Annotated in this window: 20 protein-coding genes; 15 read left to right on the top strand and 5 right to left on the bottom strand. The window is 58.5% G+C overall.

Going from position 1 to position 22,228, the window contains the following annotated elements; genetic code table 11:
• Window positions 1-401: 401 nt before the first annotated feature.
• The 4 genes from ACYVG7_RS08650 to ACYVG7_RS08635 all read right to left on the bottom strand — a co-directional run bounded on the left by ACYVG7_RS08650 (window position 402) and on the right by ACYVG7_RS08635 (window position 7,207).
• Entirely contained in the window at window positions 402-701 is a 300-nt protein-coding gene (locus ACYVG7_RS08650) for a hypothetical protein (RefSeq protein ID WP_460882751.1), read from the bottom strand.
• Between the two features lie 105 nt (window positions 702-806).
• Entirely contained in the window at window positions 807-3,155 is a 2,349-nt protein-coding gene (gene mrcB / locus ACYVG7_RS08645; RefSeq protein WP_460882750.1) for a penicillin-binding protein 1B, read from the bottom strand.
• Window positions 3,142-5,625, bottom strand: coding sequence for an ATP-dependent helicase HrpB (hrpB, locus tag ACYVG7_RS08640; RefSeq protein ID WP_460882761.1), 2,484 nt, complete (start codon window positions 5,623-5,625; stop codon window positions 3,142-3,144). Before hrpB ends, mrcB begins: the two co-directional genes overlap by 14 nt.
• Before the next feature lie 199 nt (window positions 5,626-5,824).
• Window positions 5,825-7,207 (bottom strand): PepSY-associated TM helix domain-containing protein, encoded by a 1,383-nt coding sequence (locus tag ACYVG7_RS08635; protein WP_460882749.1) that lies wholly within the window; start codon window positions 7,205-7,207, stop codon window positions 5,825-5,827.
• 342 nt (window positions 7,208-7,549) lie between these two features.
• On the opposite strand from ACYVG7_RS08635, the gene ACYVG7_RS08630 reads away from it, so the two are divergent.
• Together ACYVG7_RS08630 and thpR are read left to right on the top strand one after the other, a co-directional pair.
• Entirely contained in the window at window positions 7,550-8,710 is a 1,161-nt protein-coding gene (locus ACYVG7_RS08630; RefSeq protein ID WP_460882748.1) for an iron-containing alcohol dehydrogenase, read from the top strand.
• A gap of 131 nt (window positions 8,711-8,841) precedes the next feature.
• The gene (gene thpR, locus ACYVG7_RS08625; protein ID WP_460882747.1) at window positions 8,842-9,444 is read left to right on the top strand and encodes an RNA 2',3'-cyclic phosphodiesterase; all 603 of its coding nucleotides are present in this window, start codon (window positions 8,842-8,844) and stop codon (window positions 9,442-9,444) included.
• Here the strand turns inward: thpR and sfsA are convergent.
• Window positions 9,427-10,221, bottom strand: coding sequence for a DNA/RNA nuclease SfsA (sfsA, locus tag ACYVG7_RS08620; protein ID WP_460882746.1), 795 nt, complete (start codon window positions 10,219-10,221; stop codon window positions 9,427-9,429). The two genes, thpR and sfsA, sit on opposite strands and share 18 nt — an antisense overlap.
• A gap of 390 nt (window positions 10,222-10,611) precedes the next feature.
• Between sfsA and dksA the strand changes: the two genes are divergently transcribed.
• From dksA to ACYVG7_RS08555, 13 genes are all read left to right on the top strand, one after another.
• Window positions 10,612-11,061 (top strand): RNA polymerase-binding protein DksA, encoded by a 450-nt coding sequence (gene dksA, locus ACYVG7_RS08615; protein WP_460882745.1) that lies wholly within the window; start codon window positions 10,612-10,614, stop codon window positions 11,059-11,061.
• A gap of 193 nt (window positions 11,062-11,254) precedes the next feature.
• A complete protein-coding gene (gluQRS, locus tag ACYVG7_RS08610; RefSeq protein WP_460882744.1) occupies window positions 11,255-12,145 on the top strand; it encodes a tRNA glutamyl-Q(34) synthetase GluQRS in 891 nt (296 codons plus the stop codon).
• A 140-nt stretch (window positions 12,146-12,285) separates the two neighbouring features.
• A complete protein-coding gene (pcnB, locus tag ACYVG7_RS08605) occupies window positions 12,286-13,638 on the top strand; it encodes a polynucleotide adenylyltransferase PcnB (RefSeq protein ID WP_460882743.1) in 1,353 nt (450 codons plus the stop codon).
• The gene (gene folK, locus ACYVG7_RS08600; protein WP_460882742.1) at window positions 13,635-14,126 is read left to right on the top strand and encodes a 2-amino-4-hydroxy-6-hydroxymethyldihydropteridine diphosphokinase; all 492 of its coding nucleotides are present in this window, start codon (window positions 13,635-13,637) and stop codon (window positions 14,124-14,126) included. The genes pcnB and folK overlap by 4 nt, the downstream gene beginning before the upstream one ends.
• 14 nt (window positions 14,127-14,140) lie before the next feature.
• Window positions 14,141-14,935 (top strand): 3-methyl-2-oxobutanoate hydroxymethyltransferase, encoded by a 795-nt coding sequence (panB, locus tag ACYVG7_RS08595; protein ID WP_460882741.1) that lies wholly within the window; start codon window positions 14,141-14,143, stop codon window positions 14,933-14,935.
• Window positions 14,936-15,011: 76 nt separating this feature from the next.
• On the top strand, window positions 15,012-15,875 hold the full coding sequence (gene panC, locus ACYVG7_RS08590) for a pantoate--beta-alanine ligase (protein ID WP_460882740.1): 864 nt from the start codon (window positions 15,012-15,014) through the stop codon (window positions 15,873-15,875).
• 50 nt (window positions 15,876-15,925) lie between these two features.
• Window positions 15,926-16,306: an aspartate 1-decarboxylase gene (panD, locus tag ACYVG7_RS08585; protein WP_460882739.1), complete on the top strand. Its 381-nt coding sequence runs from the start codon at window positions 15,926-15,928 to the stop codon at window positions 16,304-16,306.
• 201 nt (window positions 16,307-16,507) lie between these two features.
• Complete coding sequence (gene pth / locus ACYVG7_RS08580; RefSeq protein WP_460882738.1) at window positions 16,508-17,101, top strand: aminoacyl-tRNA hydrolase; 594 nt, start codon at window positions 16,508-16,510, stop codon at window positions 17,099-17,101.
• A 20-nt stretch (window positions 17,102-17,121) separates the two neighbouring features.
• Window positions 17,122-18,213 (top strand): redox-regulated ATPase YchF, encoded by a 1,092-nt coding sequence (gene ychF, locus ACYVG7_RS08575; RefSeq protein ID WP_460882737.1) that lies wholly within the window; start codon window positions 17,122-17,124, stop codon window positions 18,211-18,213.
• 295 nt (window positions 18,214-18,508) lie between these two features.
• A complete protein-coding gene (locus ACYVG7_RS08570) occupies window positions 18,509-19,471 on the top strand; it encodes a DUF932 domain-containing protein (protein WP_460882736.1) in 963 nt (320 codons plus the stop codon).
• 67 nt (window positions 19,472-19,538) lie between these two features.
• Window positions 19,539-20,501: a YqaJ viral recombinase family nuclease gene (locus tag ACYVG7_RS08565; RefSeq protein WP_460882760.1), complete on the top strand. Its 963-nt coding sequence runs from the start codon at window positions 19,539-19,541 to the stop codon at window positions 20,499-20,501.
• A complete protein-coding gene (locus ACYVG7_RS08560; RefSeq protein ID WP_460882735.1) occupies window positions 20,498-21,463 on the top strand; it encodes a recombination directionality factor in 966 nt (321 codons plus the stop codon). Before ACYVG7_RS08565 ends, ACYVG7_RS08560 begins: the two co-directional genes overlap by 4 nt.
• Window positions 21,464-21,562: 99 nt before the next feature.
• The gene (locus ACYVG7_RS08555; RefSeq protein WP_460882734.1) at window positions 21,563-22,180 is read left to right on the top strand and encodes a lecithin retinol acyltransferase family protein; all 618 of its coding nucleotides are present in this window, start codon (window positions 21,563-21,565) and stop codon (window positions 22,178-22,180) included.
• Window positions 22,181-22,228: the final 48 nt, after the last annotated feature.

Here is a 22,228-nt window from a genome sequence, read left to right as displayed (position 1 = left end):
CAGATTAAGGTTGGAGCAACGGGCTACCGTCTGCGCGTTGAACGACAGGAGCCTAAGCAGGGAACATGCCAGCAACAGACAAGCAACAATACGCCAACATCTGACGATTCTACTCAGGTATTTCGTGATTTCGATAAGAATTATTCTCAGTTTGCGAAATAGCCTAGCACCCTGCGGTCGCAAAATGAGAAATCGATTCAGCACTGGGCTCGTTGGAAACTATTGCCAGCCAGAGCAAAAAAAAAAGCGACCCTCAGGTCGCTTGTTTAACTCGCTCAACTTGCTCATCGGCAACGATGAATCGAAGCCTCCGCGGCCGTATCCGGCTCGAACTAACCATCAAGGCGCGGCTTTAAGCCAAAGAAAAAAGAGAAGGTGATACTCAGCCCTCGGTGCCAGACTCAGCGCGAGTTGAGCTTGGTCCAGACCTCATTTTCGGTCAGCTTGGGATTCTTGTTGCTCAACTGAAGCTTGCCGCTAGAGCTGAGAGCCAGTGCCCAGCCGACGATGGAGGCTACCGAGCGCTGCGGCCAGTGATTGGCGACCAGCCAAGCCTCAATCTCCGCAGGATTGATGGGGATTCGGTTCTTGTGCAACACCTTGAGGGTCAGCTTGATACGCTCCTCATCGTTGGCTTGCAGCATGGCTTTATTGCAGGTCGCAGAAAACGACTTCAAGGCTTTTAACAGCAGACTATTCATGGTCACTCCCGGATCTATGGTTCGCCATTTCCGGCAAAAACGGCGATCGAAATCGCCATGTTGAATGCTCGTCGCAACGGAACTATTTTTGTTGCGGGTTTGAGATTATCCCCGCTCCGGGATCGCTTCTTCATTCAAGCTAAACAGCTGTTTGAACCAGTCCACCGGATTATCCGGTCGCGCATCGCCGCCACTGCTGCAGGCTTCGGTCGGGCCTATCTGATCCAGCCGCGCCGGGAGCGCCAGCGAACCGGCACAACCGCTGGCCACCGGCTTGCCGCCACGGGAGAAGTTGGCCCAGACGATGCCTTTGGGCACAGCCAGTTGCAGCGAGTTGACGCCTCGGCGATCGAGATAATCCCCGAACAGTTGCAGCGCCCCATTGGCACCGGTGAGCCCTGCGGGTTGGTTGTCATCCCGTCCAACCCAGACACTCACCAACTCGTCATTGTCCAGACCACTGAACCAGGAGTCGCGCAGATTGTCGGTGGTGCCGGTCTTGCCTGCCAGTATCGCCCCGGGGAACCGGGCCGCCAAGGAGCGCGCCGTACCCTGGCTTGCCACCTTGGTCATGGTAAACAGCGTCAGATAGCTGACCCGGGCATCCACCCGCCGTTCAGCCTTCACATCCTTCTGATACAGACTCTGGTTTCCGGATCCGAGCACGGCTCGCACCGTGGTCAGCGGCTGATACAGCCCTTCGCTGGCCAGGGTCAGGTACATCTGGTTCACCTCGAAAGGTGACAGCGCCACAGTGCCGAGGAACAAGGAGGGAAACGCCTGGATCGGCTGGGTAACTCCGAGCGCGCGCAAGGTGTCCACCACTTTGCCGACCCCGACATCCATCCCCAAGCGCACGGTTGGCAGGTTCAGAGACTCTGCCATCGCCTGATACAAGGGCACCTGACCGCGATACCCCTTGTCGTAATTCTGCGGCTTCCAGGTCTGACCGCCCTGATTACGCAGGGTCAGCGGCGCATCGCGCAGCGGGGTCGCCAGGTTATAGCCCTTCTGCAAACCGGTGAGATAGACCGCCGGTTTCACCAGGGAGCCAATCGGCCGCCGGGCATCCAGCGCCCGGTTGAATCCAGCATAGCGAGCATCCCGCCCGCCGACCACGGCGGAGATCTCGCCGGTACGCCAGTTGGAAATCACCATGGCACCTTGCAGATCGGGGCGCTTGCGCTCCTTCTCGATGCGATCCAGCTGACTGGTCACCGCCTGCTCGGCCGCCAGTTGGGCCACCGGATCCAGACTGGTGAAGATCTTGAGCCCGGATTGGCTGAGAAAACTGTCGCCGAATTTATCTTTCAGTTCGCGCTTGAGCAGGCTCATAAACGCCGGAGTCCGGCCATAACTCATCTGGCCACGCTCCAGCAGGGTCAGGGGCCTGGCCAGATAGACCTGATAATCGGGCGGCTCTATCTTCAGGTTATCGAGCAACAGTCGCAGTACCAGATCCCGACGCTCCTTGGCCCGCTCCGGATACCGCCAGGGATCATAATAGGAGGGACCGCGCACCATGCCGACCAATAGCGCCATCTGATCCTGATCCAGCTCGTTGAGCGGCAGGCCGAAATAGAAGTAGGAAGCCAGCCCGAAGCCATACACCCCCTGCGCCTTGTTCTGCCCCAGGTAGATCTCGTTGATATAGGTCTCGAGGATCTGCGCCTTGCTGTAGCGATAATCCATGATCACCGCCATATAGGCTTCCTGCACCTTGCGCCACAGACTGCGCTCGCGCGTCAGGAAGAAGTTCTTCGCCAGCTGCTGGGTCAGGGTACTACCGCCCTGCACCGCACGACCCGCCTTGAGATTGGCAAAGAAGGCGCGGCCAATGGAGAGCAGGGAGACGCCGCCATGGTTGTAGAAATCGCGATCCTCCACCGTCAGCAGGGTGTCGATAAAACTCTGGGGAACTTCATCCAGGCGCAACAGCAAGCGGTCCTCGATCTCCTCCCCGGTCAGACGATCCAGCAGTACCGGATCCATGCGCACATAGCCCAAGTCCTTGAGTGTGTCGGCATTCTGGATACGCTTGAGTCGTTGCCCATCAAAGGTCAGCAGCAAGGGCCGTGTCTGTTCACCGCCGTCGGAGAAGGTGAAGGCGCGGCGGATCAGTACCAGCTTGTTGCCCCCCGAGGCATACTGGCCCGCGCTGGTTGGTTTGCTACTCGGCCGATAGTTGAGCAATTTCAGCTCATGCAGCATCTGCTTCTGCGACAAACGCTGCCCCGGATAGAGCTCCAGCGGTCGGCTGTAGACCAGGGCTGGCAACTGCCACTTCTGGCCATCGAACTTGTCGCGGATCAGACTATCCAGATAGATACCGGTCACCAGCAGACCGGCAAATAACACCAGTCCCAACTTGAAGGCCAACCAGCCCCAACGGCGCCAGTTCACCTGCTGATACCAGGCCTGCTTCTTCTTCGCTCTGGGTTTACGCGCTGCCATTGTCTTGGTTCATCCTGTGCTTGGTATATCGGGTCGGCATCGCCTCGGAAGGGTCATCCGGCCAATAGTTGTAGCGCCCCTTCATCTCTTTTTTTACTTCACCGTAACTGCCTTGCCAGAAGGCGGCCAGATCCTGAGTCAACTGCAGGGGGCGTTGGGCCGGAGAGAGTAATTCTACCAGCAGGGCCACGGTGCCACGAGCCACAGTCGGTGTCTGTCGTTGGCCAAACATTTCCTGAATGCGCACCGGCAGCACCGGCGCTTGCCCCGCTTGATAACGGATGCGCAAGCGGCTACCGGTCGGCGCGGTGAAATGACTCGGCAGCAGAGTATCCAGCTCCCGCGGCAACGGCCAGGACAAGCTCTGCCGCAATATGGTACTCAAATCCAGACGCTTAAGCTGCTCCAATCGGCTCATGCCTTGCAGGTGGGGCAGCAACCAGCTCTCCAGTTGCGCCAACAGGCTCGCCTCATCAGCCGCCGGAAACTTCAACTCCGGCAGCCATTCGGCGGCACAGCGCAGTCGAGCCAGATACTGCTCGCTCTCCTCATCCCAGGGCAGACACCCCAGGCCCTTGCTACGAATACCCTCCAATAGGCAGTTCGCCTTTTGCTCGTCGCTCAGGTTGGCCAGCGGCTGACGCTCCAGCACTATGCTGCCAAGTCGCAGTTGCTGCTCGGCGCGCACCCGCCCTTCCCTCTCATCCCAGCCAAACCAGCTATCACGGCTGAACAGAGCAGGCAGATAACGCTGCAACGCCGCCAGATCCACGGCTTCGGCCAGATAGAGTCGGATCCCCTGGGCGTTGAGCATGGGATCAATCGCCACCAACCAGTCCCGGCCGGTCAGGGAGTGATCTGGCGCCAGATCGGCGCTCTGGCCGCCCGATAGTTGATAGCGACTGCCACTGCGCAACTTACCGATGCGATCCGGCCAGGCCAGGGCAGCCAGCAGTCCGAGCCAGTTTCCGGCACTGGCGGTCCCCACGGTTTTTCTACTCAGTGCTGGCAGCAATGACCCGAGCCGCTCACGCCAGCGTTGCGCCTGGGGCTTGAGCGCGGAGCCGTAACGGGCCAGCAAGCTGCTCACCCGATCCGCGCCACGCTTCTCCTCTTCCAATAACGCCACCAGATAACAGGCTTCGTCGATCATCCCGGCCAATCCCTGGTGTTCCAGATCCGCGGCGCACAGCAGTAGATGAGCCAGTCGAGGATGACAGGGTAACCGAGCCATCAGCCGCCCGCGGGTTGTCAGATGATGCTGAGCATCCAGCGCTTCGAGTTGTTGCAGTAACCGACGCCCCGCCAGCAAGTTCGCAGCCGGGGGCAACTCCAGCAGCGGCAAGCCTTCCGGCTCGCAGCCCCATAGCGCGGCTTCGAGCAGTAGATTACTCAGCTCCATCACCCGGATATCCGGTGGGCTCTGCTCATCCAGCCGATCCTGCTGCTCGGCACTCCACAGGCGGTAACAGACCCCGGGACCCAGACGACCTGCCCGCCCCGCTCGCTGGGTCGCCGAAGCGCTGGCAACCTGTTTGAGCTCCAGGCGCTCAATGCCACTGTTCACATCGAAGCGTACCCGTCGCTCCAGACCGCTATCCACCACCACACGAATGCCTTCGATGGTCAGCGAGGTTTCCGCCACATTGGTCGCCAGCACAATTTTGCGCTGCCCGGCGGGAGCCGGCAGTATGGCCTTTTGTTGTTCGGCAAACGGCAGCCGACCATGCAGCGGCGCTACCCGCACGTCGGGGCTATCGGCCAAGCGCTCTTGCAGCCATTGCGCCAGACGCTCAATTTCCCCCGCACCGGGCAGAAACACCAGCAAGCTTCCCGTCTCGCTCTGCAGCGCCTCCAGCACCACGGCGCCACATTGCGGCACCAGGGGCTGCTGCCGGTTGCCGGGTCGATAGTGATGTTCGATGGGATAGGCGCGCCCGGCACTGTGCAGCAGCACGGCATCGGGTAGCAGGGTGGAAAAATCCAGGCCATCCAGAGTGGCGGACATCACCAGCAAGCGCAGATCCGGCCGCAGAGCACTACGCGACTCGATACTCAGGGCCAGCGCCAGATCCGCATGCAGGCTGCGCTCATGAAATTCATCGAAAATCAGCAGGCTGACACCGGGCAACTCAGGATCGGCCTGAATCATCCGGGTCAGGATCCCTTCGGTGACAATTTCCAGTCGCGTGGCCGCACTGACCCGACTCTCACCTCGAACCCGATAACCAACCTGCTGACCGACCTCCTCACCCAACTGCTGCGCCAGATAACGGGCAATATTGCGCGCCGCCAAGCGACGCGGCTCCAGCATGATGATGTGGCCGCTGACGGTATCGGATTGCAACAGGGCCAGAGGCAAAGCAGTGGATTTACCGGCACCGGGGGGAGCCTGCAGGATCACCGGCTGACCTGCGGACAAAGCCGCTTGCAAGGCAGGCAAAACGGCCAGTGCAGGCAAGCGTTCAATTTCCAGCGGCGTAAATGGCCGGGAAGAAGAAGGTAAAACAGACATGCCGGCTCCCTGACATATGCGGCGCAAGGGCCGCATTGTGCCAAAGCTGGCGGCCGTGACCAAGGGCTGGCGAAGAAAGTTCACCACAGGAAGCGGTTAAGGCCCGGGCGACCAGGAGGCCAAGAGCGGGTCGCCCGGAAAAATCAATACGCTTTCAAGAGGTGACAGCACGACGAGACGAACATCCGCGCCAGCGCAGCCAGGCACTATCCAGCAGCCAGACCAGTAACAAAGTGCCGCCCAGTAATGGAAAGAGTAACCCCAGTACGGCACTGATCACCAAGGCGCCTCGCCACAGCGATAACGAGTGAGGCAAAGGGGGAACGCCAAAGCGCCGGGCCGGACGGCGTTGCCACCACAACCACAAGCCGCTCAGGGATAACAGCAGGATCAGCAGACATAGCACCAGCATCACCAACTGATGGAGTGGGCCATACATCTTGCCCATATGCAGCATGACGCCGGTTTCCACCGCCTTGGCCACGGCGGAGTAATCCTGCCAGCGCACATCCGCCAGCACAGCCCCGTTGTATTGATCAATATGCAGAGTCGCATCATGACGGGGATCGTCGGCAAATAGGGACAGGGTGTAAACGCCACGTTCGCCTTGAGGCAGCGAGATACTGTAACCAGGAGCCACTCCCCGGGATTCGGCGAGTTCAACAATCTGCTGCAACGCTATTTGCCCTTGATGGCTCAACGTCGGGCTGGTGGTATGGGTATGATGGGCCCCCGATTCTGGCAGCGGAGTATTTTCCAGAGCCCAGGGTACGGTCTGCTGATGGGGCTGGTTTAATTGGCGGGCCAGCGGTGCCGACTCGGGGACCTGATTCCACATGCTGGCCGGGAAGCGATTCCAGACATCCGCAAACTGACCACCCCAAAAACCGGTCCAGGTCATGCCGCTCAACAGGAAAAATAGTAATCCTGTGGCCGCCCAGAAGCCGGTTGCGGCATGAAGATCGCGCCAGCCCCGTCGCCGCTTCAGACTGCGACGGGGAACCATGACGCCATTCACGCCGGCCCCGGTGCGAGGCCACCACAGATAGAGGCCGCTCACCAGCAAGAGCAGCCCCCAACCGGCCACGACCTCCAGGATCCAGTCACCGACCTTGCCCATCAGTAATTCAGCATGCAGGCCACGCGCCACACCCTGCAGGGTCGATGCCGTTTCCTGCTCCCCCAGCCAACGTCCAGTATAGGGATCCACAAATTGCGACCGCTCCACACCCTGATCATCCAGTACGACCTCGACACTGCGATCGTCAGCGACGGCAGGTAAATATTTACTCACACGCGCTTCGGGGTAGTGAGCCCGGGCAACGGCCAGCAATTGATCAGCCGGTAAATGGTGATGAGCCGGAGCCACGATCAGCAGTTCCGGGTAGAGCAGGCGATCCAGTTGCGGCTTGTACAAATAGACGATGCCGGTCACCGCGAGCAGGCATAAAAACGGGGCAACAAACAGACCGGCATAAAAATGCCAGCGCCAGGCACGCAGATAGAAATGGGTTGGTTGGCTGGCATCAGCAGTCATATGGGCTCCATGCACTCTGTTCGTTGGGAGCAATGTCGCCCCCGGAGGGGGCGCATGATAATAACCCCAAAAAAACCACACAATGGAAACGTTTTATTAACAAGCCAGATCTGTGAACTAACACGGGCGGATTTCAGCACTGTGGATCCGCGCCACTTTCCAGCTAGATGCGTAAAATCCGGATAAAAAGCAGGGATTTGTTAACTAGGGCAAACAAGCTGCCCCACCGCTGCGGCATGATGAAAACGGTTTACGACTGGAGTCATAAGCAGCCCTGCCGTCCCCGGCAACCGCGGTGCACTGTCTCCACACCTCATGTCTAGTTTATTGATGGGAGTCCCTATGTCGGTTATGCGTTTTTCCATTCCTCGCGACATCATCTACGGCGATAACGCCCTGGAGCACCTGAGCCAACTCAAAGGCCGCAAGGCAGTATTAGTCACCGGTGGCAGCTCGATGCAGCGTTTTGGTTTTCTGGATCGGGCCGAAGCCTTGCTGCATCAAGCCGGTATGAGCACCATGCTGATTGATGGCGTCGAGCCGAACCCTTCTGTCGAAACCGTACTGCGTGGTGCCAAGGCGATGCAGGAGTTTGAACCGGACTGGATTGTCGCCATCGGCGGCGGCTCGGCACTGGATGCCGCCAAGGTGATGTGGTGCTTCTATGAACACCCGCACCTGCAATTTGCCGACATCATAACCCCGGGCTCCATGCCGCCGCTGCGCAACAAGGCGCGTTTCATCGCCATTCCGTCCACCAGCGGTACCGCCTCGGAAATCACCGCCTTCTCGGTGATTACCGACACCGCCAACCATATCAAGTACCCCATAGTTGCTGCCGATATGGTGCCGGATATCGCCATCCTGGATCCGTCCATCCCGGCCAAGATGCCACCCCATATCACCGCCAACACAGGTATGGATGTGCTGGCCCATGCCATCGAAGCCGTGGCTTCGACCGCAGCTACCTCGTTTACCGATCCCTATGCCATCGAAGCCATCAGCCTGGTGCTGAATAATCTGGAAACCGCGTTCCATGAACCGGATAACCAGATGGCACGCTTCAATATGCACAATGCCTCGGCGCTGGCCGGTATGGCCTTCACCAATGCCTCACTCGGTCTGGTCCACTCCCTGGCCCACAAGATAGGTGGCGAATTCGGGGTCACTCACGGCTTGGCCAACGCCATCCTCATGCCCTATATCATTCGCTTCAACCGTCAGTTCAGTGACAAGTACGCACGGGTCGAGAAATTACTGGGCATTGCCGATCTGCCGGCCGCAATTGAAGCCCTGAACCAGAAGCTAAACATTCCCTGCTGCTTCCAGCAGTGTGATGAGGTGGAGTTTGACGAGAGCAAGTTCCGCGATGTACTGGAGCGGATGAGCCAGAATGCGCATGCCGATCCCTGTACCTGGACCAACCCGGGCAAGCCGACCGTCAGCGATGTCAAGGCGCTGTATGAAGCGGCCTTTTATGGCGAAGCTTGCTGCGAAGCCTGAGCCCAGATAACGGATAAACCATGAGGATATCGGGGGCGCTGCGGCGCCCTCGACTTTTGCTATCCACGATGACAACAAACCCGGGCGACTGGCAGAATAAGCCCATACCTCGCCCCCGCATCGAGCCCCCCATGTCACAGACATCAACATCTGTAGAACATCGACGCCTTTTTTTCGGACTGGATGCCTATTCGCAGAGCCAGGCGCTGCTCGAGTTGCAACAGCGATTGGCCTTAGCGGCCTCTCCGGTGGTGACCGACAATCTGCATCTGACGGTGCTGTTTTTAGGCACAGTAAATGAGGAGCAACTGCCCCAGCTCTGTCAGTTGGGAGCCCAGGTGGCATCGCAACAGGCTGGATTCAGGGTAGTGCTTGATCAGCTGGGGTTGTTTCCCCAGGCCAAAGTGACCTGGATCGGGCCCAGCCAAGCTCCGCGCCAACTGCTGGAACTGGAGCAAGCACTGCGGGCCGGGGTCTTGGCGCTGGGGTTGCCATTGGATGAGCGTCCCTATCGCCCCCATCTGACGCTCTATCGCAAGGCCCGCCCCCTACCTCCCTCGGCGGGGCCCTGCAGCCCAATCACTCTGCCGGTCAGCGGGTTTCATCTCTATGAATCCTGCTCCACACCGGACGGGGTACAGTACTGCAAGCTCGCCAGCTGGAAATTGGCGGTTCCTGACTCATCTGCGGCAACGGGTTCATCTGCGAGATCCGGTTTAGAAGTAGACAGGTAACGGACGGGCCAAGTGAATAGAGTCTGGAGAGATGTCGGCACCATAGGTCAGGATCTCCACTCCGGCTTGGTGCGCTTCAGCCAGTAAGGCACTGTACGACGGGTCGATATGGGTGGCTGGCCGCACTTCGCGGATCCCGGTGTGTTGGACACAAAACAGGATCACAGCGCGCAAACCCGCCTCCTTCATGCGGATCAGTTCGCGCAGATGCTTGCTGGCGCGCTCACTGGGCGCATCGGGAAAGAAACCCACCCCGGCGGCAGCCAGTTCGGGATGAGCATCCCATCCCAGCAGGGTGACACTCTTGACTTCGATATAGCAGTCGGCCGCGGCCCCCTGCTCCAGCAACAGATCGATGCGACTGTTTTCCTCGCCATAGCGCACCTCCTGACGAAGTACGCCATAGCCTTGCAACTCACGGATAACGCCGGAGTGAATCGCCGCCGCCACCAGGGCATTAGCTCGCGCCGTATTGACGCCGATGAAGTGACCGGCCGTCGTTTCAGTCAACTCCCATGTCCGGCTGTATTTACGTTTCGGATTGTCCGAAACCGAGAACCAGACGCCCCAGCTTGGCTCGGCACAACCAGTCATACGCCCGGTGTTGGGGCAGTGCAGGGTCACCTCCTGACCATCCGCCAAGCGCACATCGGCCAAAAAGCGCTGGTAACGCCGTAACAGGCATGCCCTTTGCAGCGGTTGCGGAGCGGGAACCTGTTCGCCAACGACGGGCGGGGCCAGAACTGGGGATTTTATGTGATCGGTCTCATTGAACATGGTGGTTGTCTGCTATAACCAAAAAAGCAGCCGCCATGATAGCGCAGCCACAGGCGCTGACCTATCCACGGAGACACAACGAATCGTTGAAAAAACCAGCAAACAAGGGGTATTCATGCTGGTCCCGTAGCTTGGAGTGGCTTTTTCTGTACATTTGTCGCGATGGCACCTTGAAAGTGGCAAAAACGACACAATATAACGGTACCAAATCGTGGTACTCCGCGAGTTGTTTGACAGCGTGAGGCGGCAGAAGAATAAAAGCAGGTCTGGCTAACAAAAATAGTCAACGTATTTGCTAGGGCTAAAACCTTCTGATATAGATACCGGCCTCAAGATTATCAGTAGCCAGCACACCGTGACGTGCTGTGTTGTGCGAATTAGGAGATCAACATGCCAATGGGCGATACCAACAAATCTCTGGGTCCTCTGGCCATCGCCGGTGTGGAGCCTTACCAGGCCAAACCTGGTGAGGAATACATGAATGAGGTGCAGAAGACCCACTTCCGCAAGATCCTCGAAGCCTGGCGTAACCAGTTGCGTGAAGAAGTAGACCGTACTGTCGATCATATGAAGGATGAAGCGGCCAATTTCCCGGATCCGGTTGACCGTGCGGCTCAAGAAGAAGAGTTTGCGCTGGAGCTGCGGGCGCGTGACCGCGAACGTAAGCTGATCAAGAAAATTGAAAAGACTCTGGTCAAACTCGAAGACGATGATTTCGGTTACTGCGAACATTGCGGTATCGAGATCGGCATCCGCCGTCTGGAAGCGCGTCCCACCGCCGAGCTGTGCGTGGACTGCAAGACCCTGGCCGAGATCAAAGAAAAGCAAATGGCGGGTTAATCCCCCCTGCGCACTATCCAGAGGGAGCCAATATGGCTCCCTTTTGTTATGGCTATCCAGACTAGCTTGCAACTCTCCAGAGCCTGCCATACCGTCCCCCAGGGCCTTGAACGCAAATCTGTTTGCCGCCACTGGCCGGGCTATGTCAGACTCTGCCCCGTTATCACGCCGTCAACCTGAATCGTAGCTATCCATGCCTGCTTCTTCCTATCTGGGACGCTTTGCACCATCGCCCTCCGGCCCCTTGCATTTTGGCTCGCTGGTCGCGGCGGTAGGCAGTTACCTGCAAGCGCGGGCGTTGGGTGGACGCTGGCTGGTTCGCATTGAAGATCTGGATCCGCCCCGGGAAGTTCCGGGGGCCGCCGACGATATTCTGCGCACGCTGGAGCGTTATGGATTGCTCTGGGATGGCGAAGTGATGTACCAGAGCCAGCGCCATGACCGCTATCAGGCGGTACTCGAATCATTCGCTCGTCGTGGTCTGACCTATCACTGCCAATGCAGCCGGGCGCGCATTCAGGCCAGTGGTGGTTTTTATGATGGGCATTGCCGGGATCTCGGCCTGACGGCGAGCGGCAGCGCGGTGCGTCTGCGGTTGACGAACCCGGTCTACCACTTCGAGGATGGAATACGGGGCCATATCGAGGTGCCTGGCGCACTGGCCACCGAGGATTTTATCCTCAAGCGACGCGATGGCCTGTTCGCCTACAACCTGGCCGTGGTGATCGATGACGCCGATTGCGGTATCACCCAGGTCGTTCGCGGTGCGGATCTGATCGAACCAACCGTCCGCCAGATCGCGCTCTACCAACTACTGGAAGCGCCGGTCCCGGAATGGCTACATCTGCCGCTGGCGTTGCAAGAAAATGGATTGAAATTATCCAAACAGAATCATGCCCCTGCCCTGAGCAGCGAGCAGATCAGTCAGACGCTGTGGCAAGCCCTGCGCTTTCTTGGCCAGCAGCCGCCGACCGAGTTGGCGGGGGAGAATAAAGAAGCGCTGTTGCAGTGGGCCATACGGCACTGGCAACAGCATAAAATTCCAACCCAATCGCAGATCCTGAGTCTTTCACGCCAGGGATAGCGATCGGTTTCTCATTTTTGCGTGCTGCGCTATCATAGCGCCGCTGCAACAAGCGGGTGATATCCCGGAGGTGTACTATTTTTTCTCAGATTGCGAATTTCTGCCGTAAGGTACTCGGTAAGGATGAAGAGGACCAACCCATGGCAGACGAACGCCGCATACTGACGCGAGACCAACACTCCATTTCTCGACGCCAGATCAGTGACAATGCCCTGAAGGTACTCTATCGCCTGAATAAGTCAGGCTATGACGCCTATCTGGTCGGAGGCGGTGTCCGTGACCTGCTGCTGGGAAAACAGCCCAAAGACTTCGATATCGTCACCGACGCCACTCCGGAGCAGATCAAGCGTCTGTTCTCCAACTGCCGTCTGGTCGGTCGTCGTTTCCGCCTCGCCCATGTGGTGTTCGGCCGTGATGTCATCGAAGTTGCCACCTTCCGCGGTCACCACCACAAGGTGAATACCAGCAAGCATATTTCCAGCCAGTCGGATGAAGGTATGCTGCTGCGGGATAACGTCTATGGCACCATCGAAGAAGATGCCGAACGCCGTGACTTCACCGTGAATGCGCTGTACTACAGCATCAAGGATTTCAGCCTGCATGACTTCCACGGCGGTCTGGATGATCTGGATGCCGGGACGCTGGAACTGATTGGTGACCCGGAAACCCGTTATCGCGAAGATCCGGTCCGCATGCTGCGCGCCATCCGCTTCGCCGCCAAGCTGGATCTGAACATCAGCGAGCGCTCGGCTGCTCCCATTCGCGAATTGGCTCCCCTGCTGCAGGATATTCCGCCCGCCCGGCTGTTTGAAGAAACCCTCAAGCTGTTCCAGGCCGGTCATGCTCTCAAGACCTACCACCTACTCCGTGAGTATGGTCTGTTTGCCCCCTTGTTCCCGCAAGTCGCCACCCTGTTGACCAAAGAGAACAATAGTCCGTTCGAGCGCTTCCTCGAACAGGCACTGACCAACACCGACGATCGGGTTGCCGCCGACTTGCCGGTCACGCCAGCGTTCTTCTACGCCGCTCTGCTCTGGGGGGTGGTGGAAAAACGCAGCCGGGATTTCGCCAATGAAAGCACCTTGCCGCCACAGGACACCCTGTTGTTGGCGATGAATGAAGCCATTGACCAGCAGATCAAGACCATCGCCATACCCCGTCGCTTTACCTCCGACGTGCGTGAGATCTGGTTACTGCAGGATCGCCTGCCCCGCCGCTCCGGCAAGCGGGCCGAGCGTCTGTTCGCCCATCCTCGTTTCCGCGCCGCGTTCGACTTCCTCGAACTGCGTGGTCGTATCGATGGCCGACTCAAAGAGCTGATCCAGTGGTGGGCCGAGTATCAGCAGGCCAACGCCGGTCAACGAGATGAGCTAGCCAGCCACTCGCCAGCGGTCGCTCACGGTTCTCCGGCTGACGATGAGCCATCTGAGCGCGCCAAGCCCCGTCGTCGTCGCCGTCGTTCCCCGCGACGTCCGAAAGAAGGCGCGGCATGACCCAGGTGTTTATTGCGCTCGGGGCTAACCTGGGCGCACCTCTGACACAAATTCATCAGGCCGTGGTTGCTTTGCAACAACTGCACCGGACGCGTTTCATCGCCTGCTCTCCCCTGTACGGTTCTCGTCCCATGGGGCCCAGCGACCAACCCGACTACGTCAACGGCGTGGCATGGCTCGATACAGAGCTAACCCCTCATCAACTGCTGGATGCGACCCAGCAGATTGAGCTGGACCTGGGACGGGTGCGTAAGGCAGAGCGTTGGGGCCCCCGCACCCTGGATCTGGATCTGCTGCTGTTCGGCCAGGAGCAGGTGCAGGATGAGCGCCTGACCATTCCCCATTACGGCATGAAAGATCGTGCCTTTGTCCTCGTTCCCCTGTTCGATTTGGTCCCGGATCTGCAACTGCCGTGCGGCAGTGCGCTTCGAGATTGGGTTGCAACCTGTGACCGCAGCGGCCTGTTTCCGCTCGCGGACAGTCAGTAATACAAGGAGTCTCCATGAGCAAAACGACCGTCAGCCAACTGCAAAAAATGAAGCAGGAAGGTACCAAGTTTGCGACCATCACCGCCTACGATGCGACCTTCGCCCGTCTATTCGATGAGGCCGGTATCCCGGTCATCCTGATTGGTGACTCCCTCGGCATGGTCATGCAGGGTCATAGCGATACCTTACCGGTCACCATCGACGAGATGGCCTACCATACCCGCTGTGTGCGCCGTGGCACCCAGAATGCACTGGTGGTCGCCGATATGTCGTTCATGAGCTATAGCGATCCGGCGACCGCCTGCCGCAATGCCGCCACCTTAATGGCTGCCGGTGCCAGCATGGTCAAGATCGAAGGTGGCGAATGGTTGTGCGAAACGGTCAAACAGCTGCAGCGTAACGGCGTTCCCGTATGCGGTCATCTGGGCCTCACTCCGCAATCCGTACACGTCTTTGGTGGCTTCCGCGTTCAAGGCCGTGACATGGAGCAAGCCGAAGAGATCTACCGCAGTGCTCTGGCCCTGCAAGCTGCCGGGATCCAGTTGCTGGTGCTCGAGTGTGTGCCCTCCGCCTTGGCCGAGCGTATCACCAAAGCCCTGCGCATTCCGGTGATTGGCATTGGCGCTGGCAACAGCACCGATGGCCAGATCCTGGTGATGCATGATGCCTTCGGGGTCACCTCTGGCTATACCCCCAAGTTCACCAAGAATTTCCTGGCCGAAAGCGGCGACATCCGCGCTGCGGTACGTCTGTATCAGCAGCAAGTTGCCGATGGCAGCTTCCCGGGACCAGAACAAACTTTCAACTAACAGCCTTTTCGTTTGACGGCGACGATCCGGAAAGCTCGATCCAGAGGGTCCTATCGCCGCTCACAAGGAGCAACACATGCAAGTGGTTAACGACACCCAGACACTGCGTGCCACGATTCGGACCTACCGGCAAGCGGGTGAAACCGTGGCCTTTGTCCCAACCATGGGCAATCTGCATCAAGGGCACCTGACTCTGGTCCACGAGGCCCGGCAACGGGCGCAGCGCGTGGTGGTCAGCATCTTCGTCAATCCGATGCAGTTTGATCGCGCCGAAGATCTTGCCAACTACCCGCGCACTCTGGACCAAGATTGCGCGCTGCTGGCCGAGGCCGGGGTGGATCTGGTGTTCACGCCAACGCCGGAGATCATGTATCCACAAGGCCTGGGTGCTCAGACCTTCGTCGAAGTCCCTGGGATATCCACCCTGCTCGAAGGCGCCCTGCGCCCGGGTCACTTCCGTGGTGTGGCGACCGTGGTGTGCAAACTGTTTAATCTGGTTCAGCCCGATGTCGCCTGTTTCGGGCAGAAGGATTTCCAGCAGTTAGCCCTGATCCGCAAGATGGTGACCGATTTGGCTCTGCCTATCGACATCATCGGCGTCGCAACGGTGCGTGCCGAGGATGGCCTAGCACTCTCCTCGCGCAATGGCTACCTGACCGCCACCGAGCGGGCACTGGCCCCGCAGCTGGCACGAACCATGAATTGGCTGGGCACGCAGCTAGCCCAGGGAGAGCGCGACTTCGATGCCTTGGTCCAGCAAGCCAGCGAACAGTTGGACGAGGCCGGATTCCGCACCGATGCCATCGATATTGTCGATGCCCAGACACTGTTGCCCGTGAGCTCGCACAGCCAAGCCTTGGTGATCCTGATGGCCGCCTTCCTCGGTAAGGCCCGACTCATCGACAATCTAGTGGTGAATTTGCACCCACAAGGCAGATAGTTTATATTCCGCCCGCTGGGGTTCCGGCGGTGGTTGAAAGAGGACATGCAATGCAACGAATTATGCTCAGAGGCAAGCTGCATCAGGCTCGCGTGACGCACGCGGTGCTGAATTATGAAGGATCCTGCGGTATCGATCTGGATCTGCTGGATGCGGCCGGCATCATCGAAAATGAGCAAATCGACATCTACAACGTCGAGACCGGTGACCGTTTTCACACCTATGCTATTGCGGGTGAACGGGGCTCGCGCATGATCTCCCTGAACGGCGCCGCGGCTCGCAAGGCCGCTGTCGGCGATCGGGTCATCATCTGCGCTTATGGGATGTTTGATGAGAGCGAAATCGCCGCCCATAAGCCGCGCTTGGTCTATCTGGATGCCCAAAATAATATTGCCCGCACCGGCAAGGATATTCCGGTCCAGTTGACCTGAGCCAAGTCCAGCACCAGTTCTGGATGCGGAGGCGGCCTGTGCCGCCTCTTCGTTTTTATCCGGTGACCAGCAAGTGCGGTGATTATCCGCGCGTCGACATTGAGTGCCAGCCCTCAGCTGGCTAGAATGTCGCATCCTGCAATCGGAGCAATTCTGCCGCGATCTGCCATTGCATTGTGCCCATTTGATAGAGCAAGCGTCATGAGTAGCGATATTCGACTAATTGTCGGTCTGGGAAATCCGGGCCAGGAATATGCCTGTACCCGCCACAACGCGGGTGCCTGGTATGTGGCCGAACTGGCAGCTCGCCATAATGGCTCGCTGCGCGAAGATCCGAAATATTACGGTCTGACCGCCCGCATCACCCTGGCGGGTCAAGAAGTACGCCTGCTGATCCCGACGACCTTCATGAACCTGAGTGGCAAGTCGGTCAGTGCTCTAGCCAAGTTTTTCCAGATCCCAGTAGAAAGTATTCTGGTCGCCCATGATGAGCTGGATTTACCGCCGGGAGTCGCCCGCTTCAAACAAGGTGGCGGCCATGGCGGTCATAATGGCCTCAAGGACATCATCAGCAAGATGGGCAACAGCAAAGAATTCCATCGTCTGCGGTTGGGTATCGGCCACCCGGGCGATAAAAATCAGGTCGCAGGATTCGTACTGACCAAGGCTCCACAGAAGGAGCAAGAACTTATCGATGCCGCACTGGACGAAGCCCTGCGCTGCACCGACATCCTGTTTCAACAAGATATGACCCGCGCCATGAACCGTTTGCACACGTTCAAGGCCGGCTCCTAACCCCTTAGAAGGAGACCTCCATGGGTTTCAAATGCGGTATCGTCGGTTTGCCCAACGTCGGCAAGTCCACTCTGTTCAATGCCCTGACCCAAGCAGGCATCGAAGCGGCCAACTTCCCGTTCTGCACCATAGAGCCGAATACCGGTGTGGTTCCGATGCCGGATCCACGCCTCGATGCGCTGGCAGCCATCATCAAGCCGCAACGCGTGGTGCCAACCACCATGGAGTTCGTCGACATCGCAGGTCTGGTCAAGGGAGCGTCCACCGGTGAAGGTCTGGGCAACAAATTCCTGACCAACATTCGCGAAACCGAAGCCATCGGTCACGTCGTGCGTTGCTTCGAAGATGACAACATCATCCACGTCGCTGGCAAGGTTCATCCGGCCGAAGATATCGAGACCATCAACACCGAACTGGCGTTGGCGGATCTGGATACCTGCGAGCGCGCCATCCACCGCATCCAGAAGAAAGCCAAGGGCGGCGACAAGGATGCCAAGCTGGAGCTCTCGGTATTGGAAAAATGCCTGCCGGTGCTGTCCGAAGCCGGAATGCTGCGCACCCTGGAGCTATCCGCTGAAGAGAAAGCGGCTATTCGTTATCTGAGCTTCCTGACGCTCAAGCCCACCATGTACATCGCCAACGTCAACGAAGATGGCTTCGAGAACAATCCGTTCCTGGATCAGGTCCGCGCCATTGCCGCTCAAGAAGGCTCTGTCGTAGTCCCGGTGTGCGCCGCCATCGAGTCGGACCTGGCCGAGATGGAAGATGCCGACCGTGAAGAGTTCATGGCCGAATTGGGGTTGGAAGAGCCTGGTCTGAACCGGGTGATCCGCGCCGGTTACGAGTTGCTGAACCTGCAGACCTACTTCACCGCCGGGGTGAAGGAAGTGCGTGCCTGGACCATCCCGGTCGGAGCCACTGCCCCACAGGCCGCGGGCAAGATCCACACCGATTTCGAGAAGGGCTTCATTCGTGCCCAGACCATCGCGTTTGATGACTTCATCACCTACAAGGGTGAACAAGGCGCCAAGGAAGCGGGCAAGATGCGCGCCGAAGGCAAGGATTACATCGTCAAGGATGGTGACGTGCTGAACTTCCTGTTCAACGTGTAAATATTTTAAATTCAATTAATTCAATGAGTTAAATATTAAAATATTGGTGCAATTTGCTTTGGGTACACAGCTGCGTACACAATATGAATTGCTAGCAACACCAAAATGCTAGAACAAATCGATCTAAGCCCATCCGGATACGGATGGGCTTTTTTCGCTCTTACTCCCTATGCGCTTTACACGAGCAGACTCCTTTGGGTCTTTTTGCTATAAAATTTCAAACCTATATCACCCCTGTGGATCGCCGGAGGAACCGTTCTTCCGGCGCGTGATTTTCATGTTCACAGGAGGCTCTATGGCTCATCTCGTCGAATCGATGGCGTATGTTGGTGATACGCCCTGGCATGGTCTGGGCAATCGCCTGAGCGCCCATCAACCGTTGCAGACCTGGCTGGTTGAAGCCGGGATGGATTGGCATATCGCGCAGAGCGATGTGCTGTTTAATGTCGCCCCGGATGGCCTGCATATTCGGCCTCATACAGACGCCAAAGTGCTGTACCGCTCCGATTCGCTGGCGCCGTTGTCGGTAGTGTCGAACCGTTACAAGGTGGTTCAGCCGGATGAGGTGCTGGGCTTCTACAAGGATTTGGTCAAGGCCGGAGGGTTTGAGCTGGAGACTGCGGGCGTGCTCAAAGGCGGCCGCAAGTTGTGGGCCTTGGCACGTACAGGTCAGGAGTCGGCCTTGCGCGGTGGGGATACCGTTAAAGCTTATCTGTTACTAGCCACCAGCTGTGACGGCTCGCTGTGTACCACGGCGCAGTTCACTTCCGTCAGGGTGGTGTGCAACAACACGCTGCAGATGGCGACCGGTGACAGTAAGGGCGCTGTCAAGGTGCCGCACTCCACCCAGTTTGATGCGGCAGCGGTCAAGAATGCCCTGGGCTTGGGGCTGTCCAGCTGGGACAGCTTTATGCGCTCGTTGAAGGAGTTGAGTCAGCGACCGGTGTCGCGGACCGAGGCCGATGCCTACTTCCGCACCGTGCTGGGTGAGCCGTTGGCCGATCATGGTAACCCGTCAGCGCTGGAGCCCTCCCGCACCCTGCAGCAGGTTCTGAGTCTGTATCAGGGCACAGGGCTGGGCTCGACGCTCTCGTCCAGTCGCAATACGGCCTGGGGGCTGGTCAATGCCATGACCGAGTTTGTCGACCATCGACGCCGAGCGCGCAATCAGGATTACCGGTTAGATTCCGCCTGGTTCGGGCAAGGTGCTCAGCTTAAGCAACAGGCGATGACCCAGGCGCTGGCGTTACTGCAGTAATCCTTTCAGGGTTTGGTTTTCTACCCGCGCTTATACCCGCAACTTAAATCTCNGCTATGGTCGGGCTATCCGTCTGGCTTCTACCGTCGGTTTATCGCGTGAAGAATGGCTGACTATCCGCCAGCAAGGCATTGGTTCGTCTGATGCCGCGGTGGCCGTGGGGCTATCACCGTACAAGAGTGCTCTGAGCTTGTGGCTGGAGAAGACCGGGCGCAAGCAGCCCGAGGACTTGTCCAGCAAAGAAGCTGTGCTGTGGGGTACTGTTCTGGAGCCCGTATTGGCGTCAGTTTATGCCGAGCGCACTGGCCGCAAAGTGAGGCGCGTGAATGCCGTGCTGCAGCATCCGGAGTATCCCTATCTGCTCGCCAATCTCGACCGCGAGGTGGTGGGTCTGCCGGAGGGCACCGGCATCCTCGAAATCAAGACTGCCAGTTACCACTCTGCTCCGCAGTGGGAAGAAGGCGTACCAGTAGCCTATCAGTGCCAGGTGCTGCATCAGTTGGCGGTGACCGGGCTCGCCTGGGCCGATGTCGCCGTGCTGATTGGTGGGCAGGACTTCCGCATTTATCGCATCGAGCGAGATGAGAACAAGATTGCCGACTTGCTGAGTCGTGAAGCCGAGTTCTGGCGCTGTGTCACCGAGGATGTGCAACCCGAGCCTGATGGCTCAAGTGATGCCGGTTCGGCGCTGCAATGGCTCTACCCGCAGGACAATGGTCTGTCGGTGGATTTCACCGACTCGGCCGAGTTCTGCCAGTTGTTTGTGGACTTGCTGAAACTGCGCGACATCAAGGAGCAGACCGAAGCTCAGGAGTCCCAGCTCAAACAGCGAGTACAGAACGCCTTGGGGGATGCCACCACGGCGTTGTTCACGGGTGGCAAGGTGACCTGGAAGAAAACCAAAGACCGGGTTGCGCCGGACATCGACCGACTCAGTACCGAGCACCCGGAAATCGTGCAGCAGTACAGCAAGGCGGTTGTGGGCAGTCGGCGCTTTGTCATTCAGACGGATAGAAGGAGCGCATCATGATTAAAGGACTGGCGATTACTCCACCCGTGATTGGGCGCATCAGCATTGGCCATCTGGTGCAAAAGGGTGAGAAGTGGGTACCGGAGAAGGATGACAGCTTTACCCTGACCACTCAGGTACAGGGTCGCAACGGCTGGGTCTTACATCCCCTGCATCAGCAGTACAGCGAGCAGGCTGCCAACGGCAAGCTCCGAGCCATACCGGTGCGGTTGCTGTTCAATGACTCTGAGCTGAATCTGAGAGCCGAGTACAGCGCCTTTGACCGCAGTACGGGTCGCCCGGTGTGTGTCGGCAATGGCGAGACGGCGCGACGAGTCACCACTGAAGGACTGGAAGAGATGGCCTGCCCCGGACCTGACCGCTGCCCGTTTGCCAAGCAAGCCGGTTGCAAACTCTATGGACGACTGAACGTGCAAATCGACGGCCAGCAGGATGAGCTGGGCAGCTTTATCTTTCGCACCACCGGCTATAACTCGGTGCGTACCCTGGCAGCGCGACTGCGTTACTTCGAGGCGGTGAGCGGCCAAGCCACCCGCTATCTGCCGTTGCTGCTGCGCCTACGCGCCAAGAGCACGACGCTCTCCTACCGCACGCCGGTCTACTACGTGGACCTGACGCTACGCGATGACAGCACCTTGGCGCAAAGCGTCCAAGCCGCCCGGCAGGAAGCCGAGCGCCAGCAAGAAGCAGGGGTTGATACCGAAGCGCTAGAGGCCATGGCCCGAGCGCTACTGGGCAATGGTCAGTTCGAGGAAACCGAGGAAGATATTCCGCAGATGCTGGAGGAGTTCTATCCCGAGACAGAAACGGAAAACGCACCGGCTCAGACCAGCGACATAGCATCGCCTGCACCTACGGCTGTTAAACCCAAACCCACCACGCCCATCCGTCAGTCCCGACTGACCAGCAAGCTGGGCTCCGCTTCACCACCCAGCACCACAACCACCGCCTCGCACGGCTAACGCCACACCCATCACTCAACGGCATACACGGCTCAAGGGCTCCCCAGATACGGGAGACCTTGGGCCGTTTTCTATTTATTGAATTGAAGGAGAACCATCATGCAAGCAGGTGACCACCTGATTTCCCCGCGTCCGGGGTTTACCCATCACGGGCTCTATGTCGGGAATAACGAAGTCATCCACTACGCCGGTTACTCATCTGGCGAGGAGTCCGGGCAACTGGTACTGACCTCGCTGGACGTATTCCGCAACGGACATCCTTGTCGCGTCGTCAATCACAGCCTACGCCGCTACACCCCTGGGCAAAGCGTCGAGCGGGCCTGGTCGCGACTGGGTGAGGCTCATTACAGCGCCCTGCTCAACAACTGCGAGCACTTCGTGACCTGGTGTATCCAGGGCTTTCACTACAGTGCACAGGTACAAAGGCTGGTAGAAACCGGGCTTGCCGTCGGCAGTCAGGTGCTCCCACGACTGCCAGTTATCCCGATGGAAACCATGGCTGTGGCCCATCCACTGCGCGAGACCGTGATAGCAACCGCGGTGACAACGGCTTTACCTTCCGCCTCACAGGCCGCGGCGATTGTTGCGGGCGGATTAACCCTGGCGAGCGCCGCACCGTTAGCTGTACCGATAGCGGTAGCCGGAACCGCGCTATACGGTGCCAAGAAGCTGTTCGACTGGCTGGTGGCTAATAACATCATGTCGATCGGCCAATAACATCATGCCGATCACTATTTTTCTGCCCGCGTTTATAGCGTCTTTCTT

It is taken from the genome of Pseudaeromonas pectinilytica, from assembly GCF_054780855.1.
The sequence above is the reverse complement of the archived record's forward strand: the minus strand, read 5'-3'. Positions and strand labels throughout refer to the sequence as shown.

What these genes read in the sequence shown, in the direction of transcription:
- panB (WP_460882741.1), top strand. Translation starts at nt 14,141, where the DNA reads ATGAGCAAAACGACCGTCAGCCAACTGCAAAAAATGAAGCAGGAAGGT.
- dksA (WP_460882745.1), top strand. Translation starts at nt 10,612, where the DNA reads ATGCCAATGGGCGATACCAACAAATCTCTGGGTCCTCTGGCCATCGCC.
- gluQRS (WP_460882744.1), top strand. Translation starts at nt 11,255, where the DNA reads ATGCCTGCTTCTTCCTATCTGGGACGCTTTGCACCATCGCCCTCCGGC.
- thpR (WP_460882747.1), top strand. Translation starts at nt 8,842, where the DNA reads ATGTCACAGACATCAACATCTGTAGAACATCGACGCCTTTTTTTCGGA.
- panD (WP_460882739.1), top strand. Translation starts at nt 15,926, where the DNA reads ATGCAACGAATTATGCTCAGAGGCAAGCTGCATCAGGCTCGCGTGACG.
- ACYVG7_RS08635 (WP_460882749.1), bottom strand. Translation starts at nt 7,207, where the DNA reads ATGACTGCTGATGCCAGCCAACCAACCCATTTCTATCTGCGTGCCTGG.
- folK (WP_460882742.1), top strand. Translation starts at nt 13,635, where the DNA reads ATGACCCAGGTGTTTATTGCGCTCGGGGCTAACCTGGGCGCACCTCTG.
- pth (WP_460882738.1), top strand. Translation starts at nt 16,508, where the DNA reads ATGAGTAGCGATATTCGACTAATTGTCGGTCTGGGAAATCCGGGCCAG.
- ACYVG7_RS08630 (WP_460882748.1), top strand. Translation starts at nt 7,550, where the DNA reads ATGTCGGTTATGCGTTTTTCCATTCCTCGCGACATCATCTACGGCGAT.
- ychF (WP_460882737.1), top strand. Translation starts at nt 17,122, where the DNA reads ATGGGTTTCAAATGCGGTATCGTCGGTTTGCCCAACGTCGGCAAGTCC.
- ACYVG7_RS08560 (WP_460882735.1), top strand. Translation starts at nt 20,498, where the DNA reads ATGATTAAAGGACTGGCGATTACTCCACCCGTGATTGGGCGCATCAGC.
- ACYVG7_RS08650 (WP_460882751.1), bottom strand. Translation starts at nt 701, where the DNA reads ATGAATAGTCTGCTGTTAAAAGCCTTGAAGTCGTTTTCTGCGACCTGC.
- pcnB (WP_460882743.1), top strand. Translation starts at nt 12,286, where the DNA reads ATGGCAGACGAACGCCGCATACTGACGCGAGACCAACACTCCATTTCT.
- mrcB (WP_460882750.1), bottom strand. Translation starts at nt 3,155, where the DNA reads ATGGCAGCGCGTAAACCCAGAGCGAAGAAGAAGCAGGCCTGGTATCAG.
- ACYVG7_RS08570 (WP_460882736.1), top strand. Translation starts at nt 18,509, where the DNA reads ATGGCTCATCTCGTCGAATCGATGGCGTATGTTGGTGATACGCCCTGG.
- ACYVG7_RS08555 (WP_460882734.1), top strand. Translation starts at nt 21,563, where the DNA reads ATGCAAGCAGGTGACCACCTGATTTCCCCGCGTCCGGGGTTTACCCAT.
- sfsA (WP_460882746.1), bottom strand. Translation starts at nt 10,221, where the DNA reads ATGTTCAATGAGACCGATCACATAAAATCCCCAGTTCTGGCCCCGCCC.
- panC (WP_460882740.1), top strand. Translation starts at nt 15,012, where the DNA reads ATGCAAGTGGTTAACGACACCCAGACACTGCGTGCCACGATTCGGACC.